Consider the following 15,876-nt stretch of genomic DNA (forward strand, 5'->3'; position numbering starts at 1 on the left):
TCCCTATTTGTCCAGGTTCTTGCCGACGGCGCGCATGGCGAAGAAGGCAACGATGTTGGCGAGAATGACGGCGATCACGCCGCCTGCGGATGCCTGGCCGATTTTGAACTCGAGCAGCGCCTTCTGGTAGACGAGGAAAGGCAGGTTGGTGGAAGCGTAGCCCGGGCCGCCATTGGTGGTGACGAGGATTTCGGCATAGACCGACAACAGGAAGATCGTCTGGATCAGGATGACGACGGTGATGGCGCGCGACATGTGCGGCAGCGTCAGATAGATGAAGCGGCTGACGAAGCCGGCGCCGTCCATCTCGGCGGCTTCCTTCTGCTCGCCGTCGAGCGACTGCAGGGAGGTAAGCAGGATCAGCGTCGCAAAGGGCAGCCACTGCCAGGCGACGATGATGATGATCGCGGTCAGCGGATATTGCCCGAACCAGTCGATCGGCTGCCCGCCGAAGAAGCGCGCAATGTCGGCAAAGACGCCGTATTGCGGATGCATGATCATGTTCTTCCAGACAAGGGCGGCGACTGGCGGCATGACGAAGAACGGCGAGATGACGAGGATGCGGACAATGCCCTGCCCCCACATCGGCTGGTCGATCAGCAGCGCCAGCATAATGCCGCCGATCACCGTGATCAGGAGCACGGCGACGACGATGGTCAGCGTGTTGAGGATCGACTGCAGGAAGGCCGGGTTGGAATAGAAAAGCGCGTAGTTGGAGAAGCCGACGAACCCATCGCGGATCGGATTGAGCGGATTGTACTGCTGGAAAGAGAACCACAGGGTGAATGCCAGCGGCACGATCATCCAGACGAACAGCAGCACCACGGATGGCGCCATCATGAAACGGGCAAGCGAACGGGTCTGCTGAGTAGCCATGACGGTCACCCTTCAAAGGTCAGCCACAATTTTTCAAGTGGTGAAGGTGGCCGCCCGAACTGGGATTCGGACGGCCCCTCAGCCGGTCATGATAGGCCGGCTTTCGGCACCGGGAGGAGCCTTACTGGATATAGCCGCCCTCGGTCATCGCCGCGGTGGCGGCATCCTGGGCCTGCTTCAAGGCATCATCGACGCTCGACTGGCCGGCGAGTGCCGCCGAGAAGAGCTGGCCGACCGTGGTGCCAAGCCCCTGGAATTCGGGGATGGCGACGAACTGGACGCCGACATAGGGCACCGGCTTGACAGTCGGGCGCGTCGGATCGGCGGCGTTGATGGAGTCCAGCGTCATCTTGGCGAAGGGCGCTGCCTTCTGATACTCGGGGTTGGCGTAGAGCGAGGAGCGCGTTCCGGGCGGAGCATTGGCCCAGCCTTCCTTCGAAGCGACGAGTTCGGCATAGGCCTTGCTGGTTGCCCATGACACGAACTTCTCTGCCGCTTCCGCCTTCTGCGTGCCGGCGGGGATGGCCAATGACCAGGCCCACAGCCAGTTGCCGCGCTTGCCGAGCCCGTTGTCGGGCGCCAGCGCATAGCCGACCTTGTCGGCGACCGTCGAGTTCTTCGGGTCGGAGACGAAGGAGGCGGCGACCGTGGCGTCGATCCACATGCCGCATTTGCCTTGCTGGAAGAGCGCCAGGTTCTCGTTGAAGCCGTTGGACGATGCGCCCTCCGGGCCGTCGGCCTTCATCAGGTCGACATAGAACTGCAGCGTGTTCTTCCATTCCGGCTGGTCGAATTGCGGCTTCCACTTCTCGTCGAACCAGCGCGCGCCGAAGGAGTTCGACATGGCGGTCAGGAAGGCCATGTTCTCGCCCCAGCCGGCCTTGCCGCGCAGGCAGACGCCGTTCACGCCATTGGCGCGATCGGTCATCTTGTCGGCGGCCTGCTTGATGAAGTCCCAGGTCGGCGCGTCGGGCATGGTCAGCCCTGCCTTCTCCATCAGGTCCTTGCGGTACATGACAAAGGAGCTCTCGCCGTAGAAGGGCGCGGCATAGAGCTTGCCGTCGACCGACAGGCCGCCGGCGATAGCCGGGATGATGTCCTTGGTGTCATAGTCGTCGCCGAGCTTGTCGAGCGGCAAAAGCCAGCTCTGCTTGGCCCAGATCGGCACTTCGTAGGTGCCGATGGTCATCACGTCGTATTGACCGCCCTTGGTGGCGATGTCGGTGGTGACACGCTCGCGCAGCACGTTCTCTTCGAGCGTGACCCAGTTGAGCGTGATGTCGGGGTTCGCCTTGGTGAAGTCGTCGGTCAGCTTCTGCATGCGGACCATATCGCCATTGTTGACGGTGGCGATGGTGATGGATTCGGCATGCGCGGCGAATGCAAGGGCGCTGGCCGACAACAGGCCCAGGGTGAGCGTGCGAAGTTTCATCAAATTCCTCCCATAAACCAAGATGAGCATTTGCCTTGGCTTTGGGCAATTACTCACTCTCTGTTAATTATGTCAAGCCGGATTCGTTGCTGCAGCGCAGCACAGGGATGTCGCCCGACACCTTGCGCTTGGCGTTTTGAGGACATCGGGAGGTCGGAAACCTGCCTATTGGCGAGCGATCTCGGCCAGGATCCACTCGCGGAAGGCGCGAATCTTCGACACGTTGCGCCGCGCCTGGGGATAGACCAGCCAATAGGCGTGGCCATCGTCGCCGACGAGGTCGAAGGGCTGGATCAGGCGGCCGTCGGCAAGCTCGGCGTTGAACAGCGCCCTGGTCACGATCGCCACGCCCTGCCCGGCGACGGCGGCGTTCGCCTCATAGGCCTGCGCGCCCATGCTGCTGCCGGGGCGCTTTGCCAATTCCTCGACCGGCAGGCCCGCGGCGACAAACCAGTCCCGCCACCAGATATCGCCGGGATCGAGGATCGGCAAACGCAGCAGGTCGGCTGGCTCCTTGACGCCGCCGATGCTGGCCGCGAGCTTCGGGCTCAGAACCGGCGTGAAATCCGCATTGAAAAGCTTGTGCACCTCGACGCCCGGCCAGGTGCCGCCGCCGGAGCGGATGGCGATATCGATATCCTCGCGGGCAAAGTCGACGACCCTGTTCGACGTATCGAGGCGCACTGCCAGCGACGGATGCGCGACCTGGAAGGAGCCGAGATGCCGGGCCAGCCAGTTGGAGGCAAAGGTCAGCAGCGTCGAAACGCACAGCACGCCGTCGGCGCCGCTGCGCGCGGCGGCATAGGCTCCGCTCAACAGAGCGAAGGCCTCGCTGACCGCCGGCGCCAGGCGCTGCCCCGCCTCGGTCAGCACGATCTGCTTGGGCCGGCGCAGAAACAGCGGCGCGCCGACCCGCTCCTCCAGGAGCTTGATCTGGTAGCTTGCCGCCGCCTGCGTCATGCCGAGCTCCTCGGCTGCCTTGGTGAAGGATAGATGCCGCGCCACCGCTTCGAACGCCCGGATCGCGGCCAGCGGCGGGAGCTGGGAGATCTGCCGTGAATTGAGTTCAGGCATAAGCCCTCCTTATGGGCCGTGATCGACGTTTGATTGGCAGCAAAGGCCGATCGGGCCGATATTCCATAGCGACCCATCAATTGGGCGCAAGGATAGCGGAGGTTCACGACCATGACCATGGCACAGGAAAAGCCCGTCCCGGCCACCCGTCACCGCTGGATTTCATGGCTGGCTGAGGCATTTGACCGGTTTTCAGTCAAGAGGCGGGCACGCCTCGACATCAGGGAATTGTCGCCGCATCTACAGCGCGACATGGGTTTTCTGGATGGCAACGACCCTTGCGGTCGGCGCCAGTAGCCTTCCTGGGACTTATCGGAAATCAGCCTGCCGCCAGCAAGGCGGCGGCGGTCCGCTCGTCGGTGATGAGGCCGTTGACCAGCCGCCGGTTCACCGCCGCAAGGATGCCCGGCAGTTTCCGATCGCCCATGGCGAGCGCGATCACCAGCGACTTTTCGCGCGACGGCAGCGACGCCGACGACACCCGGTCGTTGGTGATGCCCTCGATCATCCGGCCTTCGCGGTCGAACACCCAGCCGACGATTTCGGCGACGCCGCCTGCCTTTTGCAGCGCTTTCAGCTCGCTCTCGGATATGAAGCCGTCCTCGTAAAGCGGCGCCTTGGGACCGAGATCGCCGATACCGACGAAGGTGACGTCGGCCTCCGCCGCAAGCGCCAGGGTCGGCTGGATCATCGGCTGGTTGAGCAGCATCTCGCGTTCCTCCGGCGAGGAGGCGATGACCGGCAGCGGCATCGGGAAGGAGCGCGCCTTGACCCTGTCGGCCATGGTGAAGATGACGTTGTAGAAGGCGGCCGAACCGTCGGGAGAGATGTTGCCGGTCAGCGACACCACCTTGTGCTGCGGACACTCCATCGGCGGCAGTTGCTCGATCGCCGCCTTCAGCGTGCGCCCTGTGCCGATCGCCATGACGATGGGGGTCGGCGAGCGCAGCCGCCGCTCGATCTCGGCGGCGGCCGCCTCGGCAATGCCGATGATGGTGGAGGACGAGGCTGGATCGCTCGGCACCACCTCGACCAGATCGAGCGCGAAGCGCAATTTCAGCCGCGCCGCGAGGTCGAGGCAATTGGCGATCGGGTGATCGACACGCACCTTGATCAGCCCTTCCGACACCGCCAGCGACACCAGCCGTTGCGCCGTTTGTCTGGAAATGCCGAGCGTGGCGGCGATCTGGTCCTGCGTGTTGCCGGCAACATAATAAAGCCAGCCGGCGCGCGCCGCGTCGTCCAGCCTGTTGCTGCCTTCCTGCCGCGAATTCAACTTCAGCCCTCCGTCTCCGCCCATCACAGGGCGGAGTGCCATAGTCTTGCAGGGAATCCGCCGGTGCGCAATTGTCTATCACGAGAGCAATTGCCTGCACCCGTCGGGACTAGTTGATGGGGCAAGCGCCCTGTCTACCCTGTTGCGGGCAAATGATATTTCGGAATGGACGGATGAGGATTCGGCGCCTGCCGACACCGCCGACAACAAGTTCGACGGTTTATCTCCCGGCGCAAACCCGTTATGGGGATCGAAAGAGGGATTCTTGCATGACGCCGAAAGCGGTTTTCTGGGACATGGACGGAACGCTGGTCGACAGCGAGCCGCTGCATGAGGCGGCGCTGGTGGCGGCGCTGCACAGTATCGGCATCCCGCCCCCAACCAACCTGCATCAGCGGGTGCTCGGCGTCGCCGCATGGCCGGTGTATGAGATGCTGCGCGACGAGTTCGGCCTCGACCTGCCTTTCGACGCCTGGATCGTGCGCAAATACGACCATTACCTGCCGATGGCCGAGACGCTGGTGCCGCGTGCCGGCGCGATCGAAATCTTCAACGAATTGCGCGCGCTTGGCGTGGAACAGGCGGTGGTGTCCAATTCCGACCGGCTGATCGTCGACGCAAACTTGAGCGCGGTCGGCCTCGTCTATCCCGGCATGAAGACCATCAGCCGCAATGACGTTCGCGAGGGCAAGCCGCATCCCGAGCCGTTCCTGCGCGCCGCCTGGCTGGCCGGCGTCGATCCTGCCGAAGCGGTGGCGGTCGACGACAGCCGGACAGGCGCGATGGCCGGGCTGGCGGCAGGGATGAAGACGATCTTCTGGCCGGAGGCGCCGATGGAGGGACCGCCCGGCGCCATCGTCATCAACAGCGCCGATGAATTGCGGGGGGAACTCGGGCTTAGGTAATCAGTTCCGGTAGACCAGCTCCTGCTCGTCGAGGATCGCTTTCAGCTCTGAAAGGTGCCGTTCGGCCTGACCGGGATAATCTTCCTGCTCGAGCGCCGCCTTCTCGGCGATTTCGTCCGAAAGCAAGCGCAGCGGCCGCCCCGTCCACAGCGCCTTGATATAGGTCTCGGCGGCGCGTTCGAAATAGAACATGCGGTTGAAGGCGTCGGCGACGCTGTCGCCGATGACCAGCACGCCGTGATTGCCCATGACCATCACCTTGACCTTGGGGTCGACGAGCAGCTGCGCGCAGCGCTCCCCCTCCTCCTCGAAGGCCAACCCGCCATAATGGCCGTCGACGACATGACGGTTGAAGAAGATTGCCGAGTTCTGGTCGATCGGCGGCAAGGTCGAGTCGGCCAGCGAGGCGAGCACGGTGGCGTGGATCGAGTGCACATGCATGACGCAGCGCGCATGGCGCACATTGCGGTGGATGGCGCCGTGCAGGCCCCATGCCGTCGGGTCGGGCGCATTGGGGCCGGAGAGCGTCTCGGGATCGTTGGCGTCGATCAAAATCAGGTCGCTCGCCTTGATGCGCGAGAAATGCACCTGGTTGGGATTCATCAGGAATTGCGAGCCATCGTCGTTGACGGCCAGCGAGAAATGATTGGCCACCGCCTCATGCATGTTGAGCCGCGCCGTCCAGCGGAAGGCGCAAGCGAGATCGACGCGCTCCTCGTAGAAGGGCAGATTGGTCAGCGGTTCCTTCTGCAGGCGGGCGATGCTCATCGAAAACCTCCGTCAAAGAATGAAGGATGCCGCGCGCCGGACAGGCGTGCAACCGGTTTCGTTTGGTGCAGACAAGAGTCGTAGCCTTAAGCCGCGGTGCTTGTGGCGGCGCCGACCCGAAGCCCGCCCTGTTCGACGATGAAATCGATCACCTCCTGCAGGCCCTGGCCGCGCGACAGGTCGGTGAAGCCGAACGGCCGCTTGCCACGCATGCGGGCGGCATCTGCCTCCATGACATCGAGATTGACGTTCACATAGGGCGCAAGATCGCTCTTGTTGATGACCAGGAAATCGGACCGCGTGATCGCCGGTCCGCCCTTCCTCGGGATTTCCTCGCCCTGGCAGACCGAGATGACATAGAGCGTCAGGTCGGCGAGGTCAGGCGAGAAGGTGGCGGCGAGATTGTCGCCGCCCGATTCGATGAAGACGATGTCGAGATCCGGGAATTTCCTGTTCATCTCGGCGATCGCCTGCAGATTGATCGAAGCATCTTCACGGATGGCGGTGTGCGGGCAGCCGCCGGTCTCGACGCCGACGATGCGGTCCTCGGGCAGCGCTTGCAGCCTGGCCAGCATCATGGCGTCTTCCCTGGTGTAGATGTCGTTGGTGACGACGGCGATGGAGAACTCGTCGCGCAGCGCCTTGCAGAGCTTTTCGGTGAGCGTCGTCTTGCCTGAGCCGACGGGGCCGCCGATGCCGATGCGAAGAGGACCATTGGTCTGTGTCATGCGGAAAACCCCGTGATGGCAAGAATCGCGAAGCCTGCCCCGATCAACAGACAGAGCGGCGAATAATAGCTGAGATCGAGCCGCGCGAAAGGCTGTTGCGGCGCCAGCCGCCGCCACCAGGGCGTGAAGCCGGCAATGCCGCGACCGAGGAAAACCAGCGCAATGAGCAGCGATGCAGCGGCAAGCCCGGCCTTGGGAAAGGGCGTGGCAAACACACCCTCCAGCGCCATCGGCCACAGCGTCGCCAGACCGAGGCAAGCGGCGACGGCAAAACAGGCGAAGGGCGCCGGCATCTCGTCGACGCCGCGAAAGCCGACAACCGCGTGGGCACAGGAGGCAGCGTCCCTGCCAGGCCAGATGCCGCCGATGCCCCAATAGACATGCAGCGTGGTGATCAGCAGCAGGACGAAGGAGAGAATGAAGGCAAGCACAATCATGAGCGAAACAGCCGGGAATATTGGGTTTCGTGCTTCATCGCCATGATGTCGGAGACGAAGGCACAGCCACCGAGATCGTCAAGCGTCGAATTGGAGGCGCGGGACGCCGTTTCCAGCGCCAGCGGCTCGAAGCCGGCGAGCAGCGCCGTGGCTTCCGTCTGGCCGACGACACCGAGCCTGATCGCGGCCTGGACGAGATTGGAGAAAAAGGCCTGCAGGAAGGCTGACAGAGCGTCCTGGAGCGCGATGCCGTTGCCGCCGGCCACAGCGCCGACGGCGACGCAGTAGGGGCATTCGGCCGGCAGGCGTTCCAGCATCTGGCACGGCCAGGCCGAGGCCGCCTTCAGGAAGGCCGCGCCTTGCAGCATGGTTTCAGCATGGCGCTCGCGCGAGCCGGCCAGGGACTCGGCGAGCGCCGCGATCTCATCGAGGCCGCCGCCCTTGCGGGCGCGCCGCCAGCTTTCGGCGAACAGCACCGCGTCGTTCCAGCCCGAACCCATCTCGACCAGTGTCTCCAGCCACGCGGCGAGGCTCTGGCTGTCGGCTACCAGCCCGTCATGCACGGCGCGTTCGAGACCATGGCTGTAGGAAAAGCCGCCGACCGGGAAAGCCGGCGACAGCCACGCCATCAGCCGCAACAGGGCGATGCTCGACGGCTGGTCAGTCATGGTCATGATGGTCATGCGAATGGCTGTGCGAATGAGAATGAGACTCGCCATGGGCATGGGAATGCGCTTCGGCATGGCTGTGTGCCTCGGCATGGGCGTGACCATGGCCGGAATAGGCGCCGCGCACCGGCACGAACGGTTCCAGGACGTCGGTGACGGTGGCGCCGAGCCCTTCCAGCATCGCCTTGATGACATGGTCGCGCAGGATGAGAATGCGGTTCGTCTCGATGCTTGCCTGGAGATGGCGATTGCCGATATGCCAGGCGAGTTCGGTCAGATGAACCAGGCTCAAGGCGCGGATATCGTACAGCGGTTCCTCCGCGGCGATGATCTCGACCTGGCGGCCATCCTCAAGCACCAGCCGGTCGCGGTCGCCCAAGGCAATTGGCTCGGGCAGATCGACCAGCACCTTGTCGCCGCCTGAAGTCTCGATGGCACGGCGGCGCAGATGCCGCTCGTCATGGGCAAGCACGGCCCTGTCATAAGGCGCCACCGTTCCCGCCTCGCCGGCGACCAGCACGGAGACCGCGCGCGGGAATTTGGTGAAGTCGGTACGGATGTCGAGCTTCATGTAGAATCTGCCTTTCCTGGGGAGCCTAGACTATCCCGAACATCGGCCCGATGCCGGCGCATGAACCCGAAATCGAATTCGATTTCGGAAAGGATCATGCGCCAAACCAAGTTTCTACAGCGTCCTTTGCGCGTCCGGAAGGACGCGCGGCGCTGTAATCAGGCAATGGTGTCGAAGAGCCGCAGGATGAACGATATCTGATAGATCAGCGTGCCGGCGACGAAGGCGATATGAAAGCGGCGGTCGCGCACCAGGATCGCGACAATACAAAGCACGACGAAAACCGGCGTTCGGATCAGATATTCAATGCCGAAATGAGCGAAATGCTCCGGACCTTTCAGCAGCGTGTCGATCACGTCGAGCAGATAAGTCGTCGCCAGCAGGCCGAAGAACCAGGCGCGGCGCGAATAGAAAAAATCCTCGTAGCTGGTGTAGTCGAGCATCGAATCCGGGAACAGCAGCGCGCACAGCATGAACAGGGTGACGGCGTAGAAGATGATGAACAGGTACTTGCCGAAGGTCCAGGTCTCAAGGGTGTAGAGGCCAAACTCCCACCACCAGAAATGCACCAGCAACAACAGCATGGATGCAACCCAGGCCAGATGCACGGGATAGAGCTTGTACTGGCCGGGGTGCTGGACGATGCGGGCGAGCCCCGACAGAAGGCGCGTGACGCCGAGCCCGATCACCATTCCCATGACGATGCGGATATGCGGGAAGACGTCGTGAGTGGAGACTAGTTGTTGCTCCATAGGAGGTCAGTAAGGCCATTCAACGCTGGAGTGATGGTTCATTCGCGAACAAGCTGGCCCGACGTCCATGGAGCGCCGGGGAAAAAATCCTGATCCAGCACGTCTGCGATCTGATAGGGACAATCGGCAGGAAAATCCTTTTCAGGCAACCCCGTCTCGTCAGCCGCTTTCAATCTCGCAAATTCGAACTCGCTAGCGAGTTGCTTGCGTGGATAGGCCTTCAGGCTCGGGCTTTCGTTGATCAACTTCTTAATCTGATGTCGCTGTTCGCGGATCGTCAGCAGCCAGCCTGTTTTGCGCCCCTCTGCCTGAAACTGCCATTTTAGCAGGTGCGGAAGCAGAGTACCCAGTCTGCTCTCGATCTCTCGTTTGTCACTCCGCCCCAAACTTTCGATCTCCTCGGCAAGGTTCTCACGATCGAGGTCGGATAGACGACCTTCGCGCAAAAGCGCGCCCTGTTCGGCGCACCATTGAGCATAGTCGGTTTCGTAGGGTGTAGACTTATGCCGACGCTGGATTTGGATCTTGTTCATGACTGCATAATGCGCCGTTTTCGATGCCAAGCCAATCACTGGGAGGGTCAGCTCGGAATCCGGTATCAAAACAGAAAGTACCTTTGCGCCATCGGCAGTACCGTCGCCGGCTCGCAGGTCAAGAGTTCACCGTCGGCACGCACTTCGTAGGTTTCGGGGTCGACCTCGACATGCGGTGTGGCGTCGTTGAGCACCATCGAATGCTTGCCGATGCCGCCACGGGTGTTTTCGACCGCGACCATGGCCTTGTCGACGCCGAGCCGGCCTTGCAGTCCTGAGTCGAGTGCTGCCCTGGAGACGAAAGTCACCGAGGAGTTGGTCAATGCCTTGCCATAGGCGCCGAACATCGGCCGGTAGTGCATCGGCTGCGGCGTCGGGATCGAAGCATTGGGATCGCCCATGGGAGCTGCGGCAATCGAACCGCCGACCAGCACCATCTCAGGCTTGACGCCGAAGAAGGCCGGGTTCCACAGCACGAGGTCGGCGCGTTTTCCCACCGCCACCGAGCCGATCTCCCTCGACAGGCCATGCGCGATGGCGGGATTGATCGTATATTTGGCGATGTAGCGGCGGACGCGGAAATTGTCGTTGTCGCCGGTTTCCTGCGGCAGCGGCCCGCGCTGGCGCTTCATCTTGTCGGCGGTCTGCCAGCAGCGGATCGCCACCTCGCCGACGCGGCCCATGGCCTGGCTGTCGGACGAGATGATCGAGAAGGCGCCGATATCATGCAGGATGTCTTCCGCCGCGATGGTCTCCTTGCGGATGCGGCTTTCGGCAAAGGCGATGTCCTCGGGGATCGACGGCGACAGATGATGGCAGACCATCAGCATGTCGAGATGCTCGGCCAGCGTGTTGACCGTGTAAGGTCGCGTCGGATTGGTCGAGGACGGGATGACGTTGGGCAGGCCGCAGACCTTGATGATATCGGGCGCATGGCCGCCGCCGGCGCCTTCGGTGTGGAAGGCGTGGATGGTGCGGCCCTTGATCGCGGCCACGGTGTTTTCGACGAAGCCGGATTCGTTCAACGTGTCGGTGTGGATCATCACCTGCACGTCATAGTCGTCGGCGACCGACAGGCAGCAGTCGATAGCAGCCGGTGTCGTGCCCCAGTCCTCGTGCAGTTTCAGCGAGCAGGCGCCGGCCAGCACCATCTCCTCAAGTGCTGCCGGCAGCGAGGCGTTGCCCTTGCCCGACAGGCCGATGTTCATCGGAAACGCGTCGAAGGACTGGATCATGCGCGCCATGTGCCACGGCCCCGGCGTACAGGTGGTGGCCAGAGTGCCATGCGCCGGGCCGGTGCCGCCGCCGAGCATGGTGGTGATGCCCGACATCAGCGCTTCCTCGATCTGCTGCGGGCAGATGAAATGGATATGCGCGTCGAAGCCGCCGGCGGTCAGGATCTTGCCCTCGCCGGCGATGATCTCCGTGCCGGGGCCGATTATGATGGTGACGCCGGATTGCGTATCCGGGTTGCCCGCCTTGCCTATTGCCGCGATGCGGCCGTCCCTGAGGCCGATATCGGCCTTGACGATACCGGCCACGGCATCGACGACCACGGCGTTGGTGATGACGGTGTCGACCGCGCCTTGCGCGCGCGACACCTGGCTCTGGCCCATGCCGTCGCGGATCACCTTGCCGCCGCCGAATTTCACCTCCTCGCCATGCAGGGTGAAATCCTTTTCGACCTCGATGAACAATTCGGTGTCGGCGAGCCGCACCTTGTCGCCGACGGTCGGGCCATACATTTGGGCATAAGCGGCGCGGGTAATTCTAGCCATCAGCAATTGCTCCAGAAATAAGGCCCGAAGATGCGACTTGTCGAAGCCCGGCCCACATTGTCGCCATCCTATGGTCACGCAATGACCCGCTAGGCGACACCTTGCGATCCCATTTACCGGTTGAGGTGGCCGGGTCACCCCAAACCGACCGTTTGCCAATCGATGGAAAGGAAGATCCATGCGCAAAACGATATTTCTCGCAGCCGCCGCCACGCTGACGCTCGCGACCGCCGCCTACGCCCAACAGCAGCCCGCGCAGCCACAACCCGCTCAGCCGCCGGCCGCGCCAGCTCCTGCGGCGCCCGGCCCACAATCCGCGGCGCCGACCATCCAGACCGTCAACATCGTCGACATCAAGGAACTGCCCGAGGCCACGCAGACGCAGGTCAACCAGGTGATTGCCCAGCGCGGCGACGCCGGCCTGCAGAAACTGCGCAGTTCGATCGACGCGACACCGAAGGTCAAGTCCGCGCTTGAAGCCAAGGGGCTGACCTCGGCGCAGGTGATCGCCGCCAGCATGAGCAATGATGGCGCGCTGACCCTGATCACCAAGAAAGCCGGTTGACGACAGGCCGTGGCGGGCCGGCGCAAGGTCGGCCTGCCGCGTCGAGGAGGGAACCTTCTCCGGGCAGAATTCGTTTCGACCTTTTGGCGCTGAAGCCAAATTCGACAAGGAGCCCGAGAGCGAACGATGGCGATCACCACCTTCCCCGACGCCAAATGGCTTCATGCGACTGCTGCGGCGGCGTTTCTCGCGGCGAGCGTCCCCCACGCCGCGCTCAACGCGCAAGGCCTCGAAAATTCGGATACCGTCGACCGGATCGTCGGCTCGGAAGTCAGGCAGGAAGAGACCAACACGGCTGTGGAAGCCGGCAAGGTCACCGCTGCGATCGACCGGACACGTGAGAACATCGGCACGGTGCGCAAGACTTCCAAGCTCGACAAGGTCGATATCGTGTTCCTGACCGACGCGGCGCGCACGGAAGGTGGTCCGCCACCGGCGATCGAGACCAAGGTCAGGGAACATCAGGACGACATCGCGGAACTGCGCAAGGAGATCGAGGCGAACGCGCTGCTGTTCAACGCCATCGACTCGCGACGCGTGACGACCGAAGACGTTCTCGCCGTCGAATTCGACGATCCAGGAAGGATCGTCATCTATGCCGCGGCCAAGCCATCCAACTAGGCTCTGCTGAGCATCGGCGCCCGACGTCGTCGATCTCACAGCTTGCCCATGATCTTCTGCTGAAATCCGTAGACCTCGCGCTTGCCGCCGAGCGGCACCAAGATAACGTCGCGCTCCTGGCCGGGCTCGAAGCGCATGGCCGTGCCGGCGGCGATGTCGAGACGCATGCCCCGCGCCCTGTCGCGATCGAATTTCAGCCCCTCATTGGTCTCGAAGAAATGGTAGTGGCTGCCGACCTGGATCGGCCGGTCGCCGCTGTTGGCCACTTTCAAGGTGACGGTAGGCTGGCCCTTGTTCAGCTCGATGTCGCCGCTCGCCGTGATGATTTCACCCGGGATCATCGCCAGCCTCACAGAACGCCGAAGACGAGGCCGACGCCGACGGCGGCGCATGCACCGCCGGCGGCACGGGAAAGGCCGCGGAATCGCACGCCGAGGCCGAGGCCGGCAGCGATGCCGACGGCATGGAGCGCTGCCGTGGCGACGGCAAAGCCGGCCATATATTCAAGCCCGCCGGCGTTTTCCGGCACTTCGGTGCCATGGGCGTGACCGTGGAACAGCGCGAACAGGCCGATGATGGCGACGCCAGCAGAGACAGGAAGATCGACAGCCAGCGCGACCAGCAGGCCGAGCGCTACGACCGACGCCAAAATGCCCGGCTCGACGAAGGGCACCGGCACCGGCAGCATGCCGAGCGCGCCACCGACCAGCATGACGCCGACGAAGGCGAGCGGCCAAGCCCAAATCGCCTTGCCGCCCTTGAGCGCCGCCCACAGGCCGACGGCGATCATCACCGTCATGTGGTCGAGGCCGGAGAGCGGATGGAAGAAGCCGGAGGCGAAGGACGATGTCGAGCCGATGCCGACATGGGCATAGGCGGGCATGGAGGCGGCCAAGAGCAGGATGGCCGAAAGCGTGGTGCGTTTCATCGGAGCAGGGATCATCGATAAGCCTTCTCTACTGGGATCATGCCGGTCAGGCGGCTTTGCGGGGGCCGCAGCCCTCGGCTTTGAGAACGCGCCTCGTCGAAGCGGGATATTTCTTCAGCATCGCCGCCGGGCGGATCGGGCGCGGTGCGAAATCACCGCCGCAGTTCGGACAAACGCCACCCAGCACATGTTCCACGCAATCGGCGCAGAAGGTGCATTCGAAGGTGCAGATCAGCACGTCCGTCGCCTCCGGCGGCAGGTCCTTGTCGCAGCATTCGCAGTTGGGGCGCAGCTCAAGCATTTTCCTCTCCTCACCTTATGGGTTCGTGCACGGTCACTAGCTTGGTGCCGTCGGGAAACGTCGCCTCGACCTGAACGTCGTGGATCATCTCGGCAATGCCTTCCATCACCTGGGCACGGGTGACGACATGGGCGCCGGCCTCCATCAGCTCGGCGACCGGGCGGCCGTCGCGGGCACCCTCGACGACGAAGTCGCTGATCAGCGCGATCGCCTCCGGATGGTTGAGCTTGACGCCGCGTTCGAGCCGCTTGCGCGCCACGATCGCCGCCATGGCGATGAGCAGCTTGTCCTTTTCCCTCGGCGTCAGGTTCATGCGTTTTCCCGGATGGCATCAACAAAGAGTGGCGTAGTCGGAATCAGAGTGACCATAATTTGGGCAGACCCGCTCGTCCGTTGAGCAATTCGACGAGCGGAACCAGCCGCTTGCGGAGCTGGTAGCCGTCCGCGGCGAACAGCCTCGCAAGAAGCTTGCCAGATTTCCTCACGCTCCAGGCACTGGCGTCGCCCTCGCCGCCGATGATCTGCCTGGCCGGATCCAGCAAGGCCTCCGCGCGCGGCGAGACCATCAGCAGCGTCGCCATGGCGATGGCACCGCCGGCCACCGCGGAACGGCCAAGAGCAGCCGCAATGCCGGGCCCGATACGGAAATCCTCGGCATGAATGAGTACGCCGTCCTGGCATACCCGCCAGCGGTCATGGAAACTGCCTTGGGCAGCGCGTTCGCCCATGGCGAGGCGGCCGAAGACGGTCGCCTCGAGCAGCAGCGCCTCGGCGCCGGCGACAAGCTCCACATCGAGCCTGCGGGCAAAGGCCGATCGGTCAAAGACGATGGTTTCCTGCGGCAGCCAGGCAATGCGGCCGTGCGCGCCGACGCTCAGCCTCACCCGCACCTCGGCACGCCCGGATGCCGCGCGGTAGACCTTCTCGCAAGCCTGCGTCGTTATGGTGGCGGAGGCGCCGGCGCCGACATCGATCTCCCAGCCGAGGCGGTCGCCGCCGGTCAGTCCGCCGGCGGTGTTGATCAGGACGGCTTCCAGCGGATCGGTCGAGACGGCCGGCATGCGGATCTTGGCGGAACCATCCTGATAGAGGCGCCGCAGGCGCGTGCGGCCGCCATTCCTGTCGCAGGCAAGCCGCGCCATTCCGGCGACGCGCTGGGCGGCCGGCGGAACCGAAGTCTGGCCATGTTCGATCGTGTCCACGACGCCAACGTTAAGCACTGCTGCGGCTTTGTCGATATATAGCTTGTTGCTTGACAACGTTTCGGTTTCTATAGAGGGAGCCACCTTGGAACGGTCATGCAGCGCCTGATGGGGAAAAAGGGGTGACGACGATTCGAATCCGGGGACAAAAAGGGGCGCTGATCAGTTAGCGTCGGGAAACGACAAGGTTGGGGAAGAAACCGAATGGCTGATCAGCTGGCAACGGACATCATCGCGAAGATCAAGGCTCATGCCGAGCCCGGTGGCGAAGAAATCACCACCAATACCGAGCTGACAGCACTGGGCATCCATTCGCTGGAACTGACGGAGATCATCTTCGATCTCGAGGAAGAGTACGGTATCGAGATCGAGATGAACACGGTCGACGCCTGGAGCAACCTGAAGAACGTCGGCGACATGGTCGAGGCGGTTCGCGCGCTGATCGCGAAAAAAGCCTGACT

At 63.3% G+C, this 15,876-nt stretch carries 21 protein-coding genes; 4 read left to right on the top strand and 17 right to left on the bottom strand.

Going from position 1 to position 15,876, the window contains the following annotated elements:
* Positions 1-3 precede the first annotated feature (3 nt).
* The 4 genes from MESS4_RS02170 to MESS4_RS02185 form a co-directional block, all read right to left on the bottom strand.
* Complete coding sequence (locus tag MESS4_RS02170; protein ID WP_006325954.1) at positions 4-876, bottom strand: sugar ABC transporter permease; 873 nt, start codon at positions 874-876, stop codon at positions 4-6.
* A 121-nt stretch (positions 877-997) separates the two neighbouring features.
* On the bottom strand, positions 998-2,308 hold the full coding sequence (locus MESS4_RS02175; protein ID WP_006325959.1) for a sugar ABC transporter substrate-binding protein: 1,311 nt from the start codon (positions 2,306-2,308) through the stop codon (positions 998-1,000).
* A 165-nt stretch (positions 2,309-2,473) separates the two neighbouring features.
* Positions 2,474-3,382 carry a transcriptional regulator GcvA gene (gene gcvA / locus MESS4_RS02180; RefSeq protein ID WP_006325960.1) on the bottom strand — a complete coding sequence of 303 codons (909 nt, stop codon included), beginning with the start codon at positions 3,380-3,382 and terminating at the stop codon, positions 2,474-2,476.
* Positions 3,383-3,701: 319 nt separating this feature from the next.
* Positions 3,702-4,658 (bottom strand): sugar-binding transcriptional regulator, encoded by a 957-nt coding sequence (locus MESS4_RS02185; RefSeq protein WP_006325962.1) that lies wholly within the window; start codon positions 4,656-4,658, stop codon positions 3,702-3,704.
* Positions 4,659-4,927: 269 nt separating this feature from the next.
* Here MESS4_RS02185 and MESS4_RS02190 point away from each other — a divergent pair, with 269 nt between their 5' ends.
* Complete coding sequence (locus MESS4_RS02190; protein WP_006325964.1) at positions 4,928-5,563, top strand: HAD family phosphatase; 636 nt, start codon at positions 4,928-4,930, stop codon at positions 5,561-5,563.
* Here the strand turns inward: MESS4_RS02190 and MESS4_RS02195 are convergent, their stop codons facing one another.
* From MESS4_RS02195 to ureC, 8 genes are all read right to left on the bottom strand, one after another.
* Positions 5,564-6,331 carry a class II aldolase and adducin N-terminal domain-containing protein gene (locus tag MESS4_RS02195; protein WP_006325965.1) on the bottom strand — a complete coding sequence of 256 codons (768 nt, stop codon included), beginning with the start codon at positions 6,329-6,331 and terminating at the stop codon, positions 5,564-5,566.
* Positions 6,332-6,417: 86 nt separating this feature from the next.
* On the bottom strand, positions 6,418-7,059 hold the full coding sequence (gene ureG / locus MESS4_RS02200; protein ID WP_006325966.1) for an urease accessory protein UreG: 642 nt from the start codon (positions 7,057-7,059) through the stop codon (positions 6,418-6,420).
* The gene (locus tag MESS4_RS02205; protein WP_006325969.1) at positions 7,056-7,496 is read right to left on the bottom strand and encodes a DUF3995 domain-containing protein; all 441 of its coding nucleotides are present in this window, start codon (positions 7,494-7,496) and stop codon (positions 7,056-7,058) included. The genes ureG and MESS4_RS02205 overlap by 4 nt, the downstream gene beginning before the upstream one ends.
* On the bottom strand, positions 7,493-8,179 hold the full coding sequence (locus MESS4_RS02210) for an urease accessory protein UreF (protein ID WP_198292712.1): 687 nt from the start codon (positions 8,177-8,179) through the stop codon (positions 7,493-7,495). The genes MESS4_RS02205 and MESS4_RS02210 overlap by 4 nt, the downstream gene beginning before the upstream one ends.
* A complete protein-coding gene (locus MESS4_RS02215) occupies positions 8,157-8,735 on the bottom strand; it encodes an urease accessory protein UreE (protein WP_006325973.1) in 579 nt (192 codons plus the stop codon). The genes MESS4_RS02210 and MESS4_RS02215 overlap by 23 nt, the downstream gene beginning before the upstream one ends.
* Before the next feature lie 158 nt (positions 8,736-8,893).
* Positions 8,894-9,487 carry a hypothetical protein gene (locus MESS4_RS02220; RefSeq protein ID WP_036240442.1) on the bottom strand — a complete coding sequence of 198 codons (594 nt, stop codon included), beginning with the start codon at positions 9,485-9,487 and terminating at the stop codon, positions 8,894-8,896.
* A gap of 38 nt (positions 9,488-9,525) precedes the next feature.
* On the bottom strand, positions 9,526-10,020 hold the full coding sequence (locus tag MESS4_RS02225) for a DUF29 domain-containing protein (protein WP_036240443.1): 495 nt from the start codon (positions 10,018-10,020) through the stop codon (positions 9,526-9,528).
* A gap of 65 nt (positions 10,021-10,085) precedes the next feature.
* Positions 10,086-11,801 (bottom strand): urease subunit alpha, encoded by a 1,716-nt coding sequence (gene ureC / locus MESS4_RS02230; protein WP_198292714.1) that lies wholly within the window; start codon positions 11,799-11,801, stop codon positions 10,086-10,088.
* 175 nt (positions 11,802-11,976) lie between these two features.
* Here ureC and MESS4_RS02235 point away from each other — a divergent pair, with 175 nt between their 5' ends.
* Both MESS4_RS02235 and MESS4_RS02240 read left to right on the top strand, forming a co-directional pair.
* Entirely contained in the window at positions 11,977-12,363 is a 387-nt protein-coding gene (locus tag MESS4_RS02235; protein WP_006325980.1) for a hypothetical protein, read from the top strand.
* Positions 12,364-12,489: 126 nt separating this feature from the next.
* Complete coding sequence (locus MESS4_RS02240) at positions 12,490-12,984, top strand: hypothetical protein (protein WP_006325981.1); 495 nt, start codon at positions 12,490-12,492, stop codon at positions 12,982-12,984.
* Positions 12,985-13,019: 35 nt separating this feature from the next.
* Here the strand turns inward: MESS4_RS02240 and MESS4_RS02245 are convergent, their stop codons facing one another.
* Genes MESS4_RS02245 through MESS4_RS02265 form a run of 5 tightly spaced genes read right to left on the bottom strand, consistent with a single transcriptional unit; the run spans position 13,020 to position 15,355 of the window.
* Positions 13,020-13,325 (bottom strand): urease subunit beta, encoded by a 306-nt coding sequence (locus tag MESS4_RS02245; RefSeq protein WP_036240445.1) that lies wholly within the window; start codon positions 13,323-13,325, stop codon positions 13,020-13,022.
* 8 nt (positions 13,326-13,333) lie between these two features.
* On the bottom strand, positions 13,334-13,927 hold the full coding sequence (locus MESS4_RS02250; protein ID WP_006325983.1) for a HupE/UreJ family protein: 594 nt from the start codon (positions 13,925-13,927) through the stop codon (positions 13,334-13,336).
* A gap of 31 nt (positions 13,928-13,958) precedes the next feature.
* Positions 13,959-14,213, bottom strand: a complete 255-nt coding sequence (locus MESS4_RS02255) for a DUF1272 domain-containing protein (RefSeq protein WP_006325984.1) — start codon at positions 14,211-14,213, stop codon at positions 13,959-13,961.
* Between the two features lie 10 nt (positions 14,214-14,223).
* Positions 14,224-14,526, bottom strand: a complete 303-nt coding sequence (locus MESS4_RS02260; RefSeq protein ID WP_006325996.1) for an urease subunit gamma — start codon at positions 14,524-14,526, stop codon at positions 14,224-14,226.
* A gap of 43 nt (positions 14,527-14,569) precedes the next feature.
* A complete protein-coding gene (locus MESS4_RS02265; RefSeq protein ID WP_081609619.1) occupies positions 14,570-15,355 on the bottom strand; it encodes an urease accessory protein UreD in 786 nt (261 codons plus the stop codon).
* Between the two features lie 264 nt (positions 15,356-15,619).
* Here MESS4_RS02265 and MESS4_RS02270 point away from each other — a divergent pair, with 264 nt between their 5' ends.
* A complete protein-coding gene (locus tag MESS4_RS02270; RefSeq protein WP_006325998.1) occupies positions 15,620-15,874 on the top strand; it encodes an acyl carrier protein in 255 nt (84 codons plus the stop codon).
* The last annotated feature ends 2 nt before the right edge of the window (positions 15,875-15,876 follow it).

Origin of the sequence: Mesorhizobium sp. STM 4661 (assembly GCF_000359125.1) — a bacterium.
GTDB lineage: Bacteria > Pseudomonadota > Alphaproteobacteria > Rhizobiales > Rhizobiaceae > Mesorhizobium.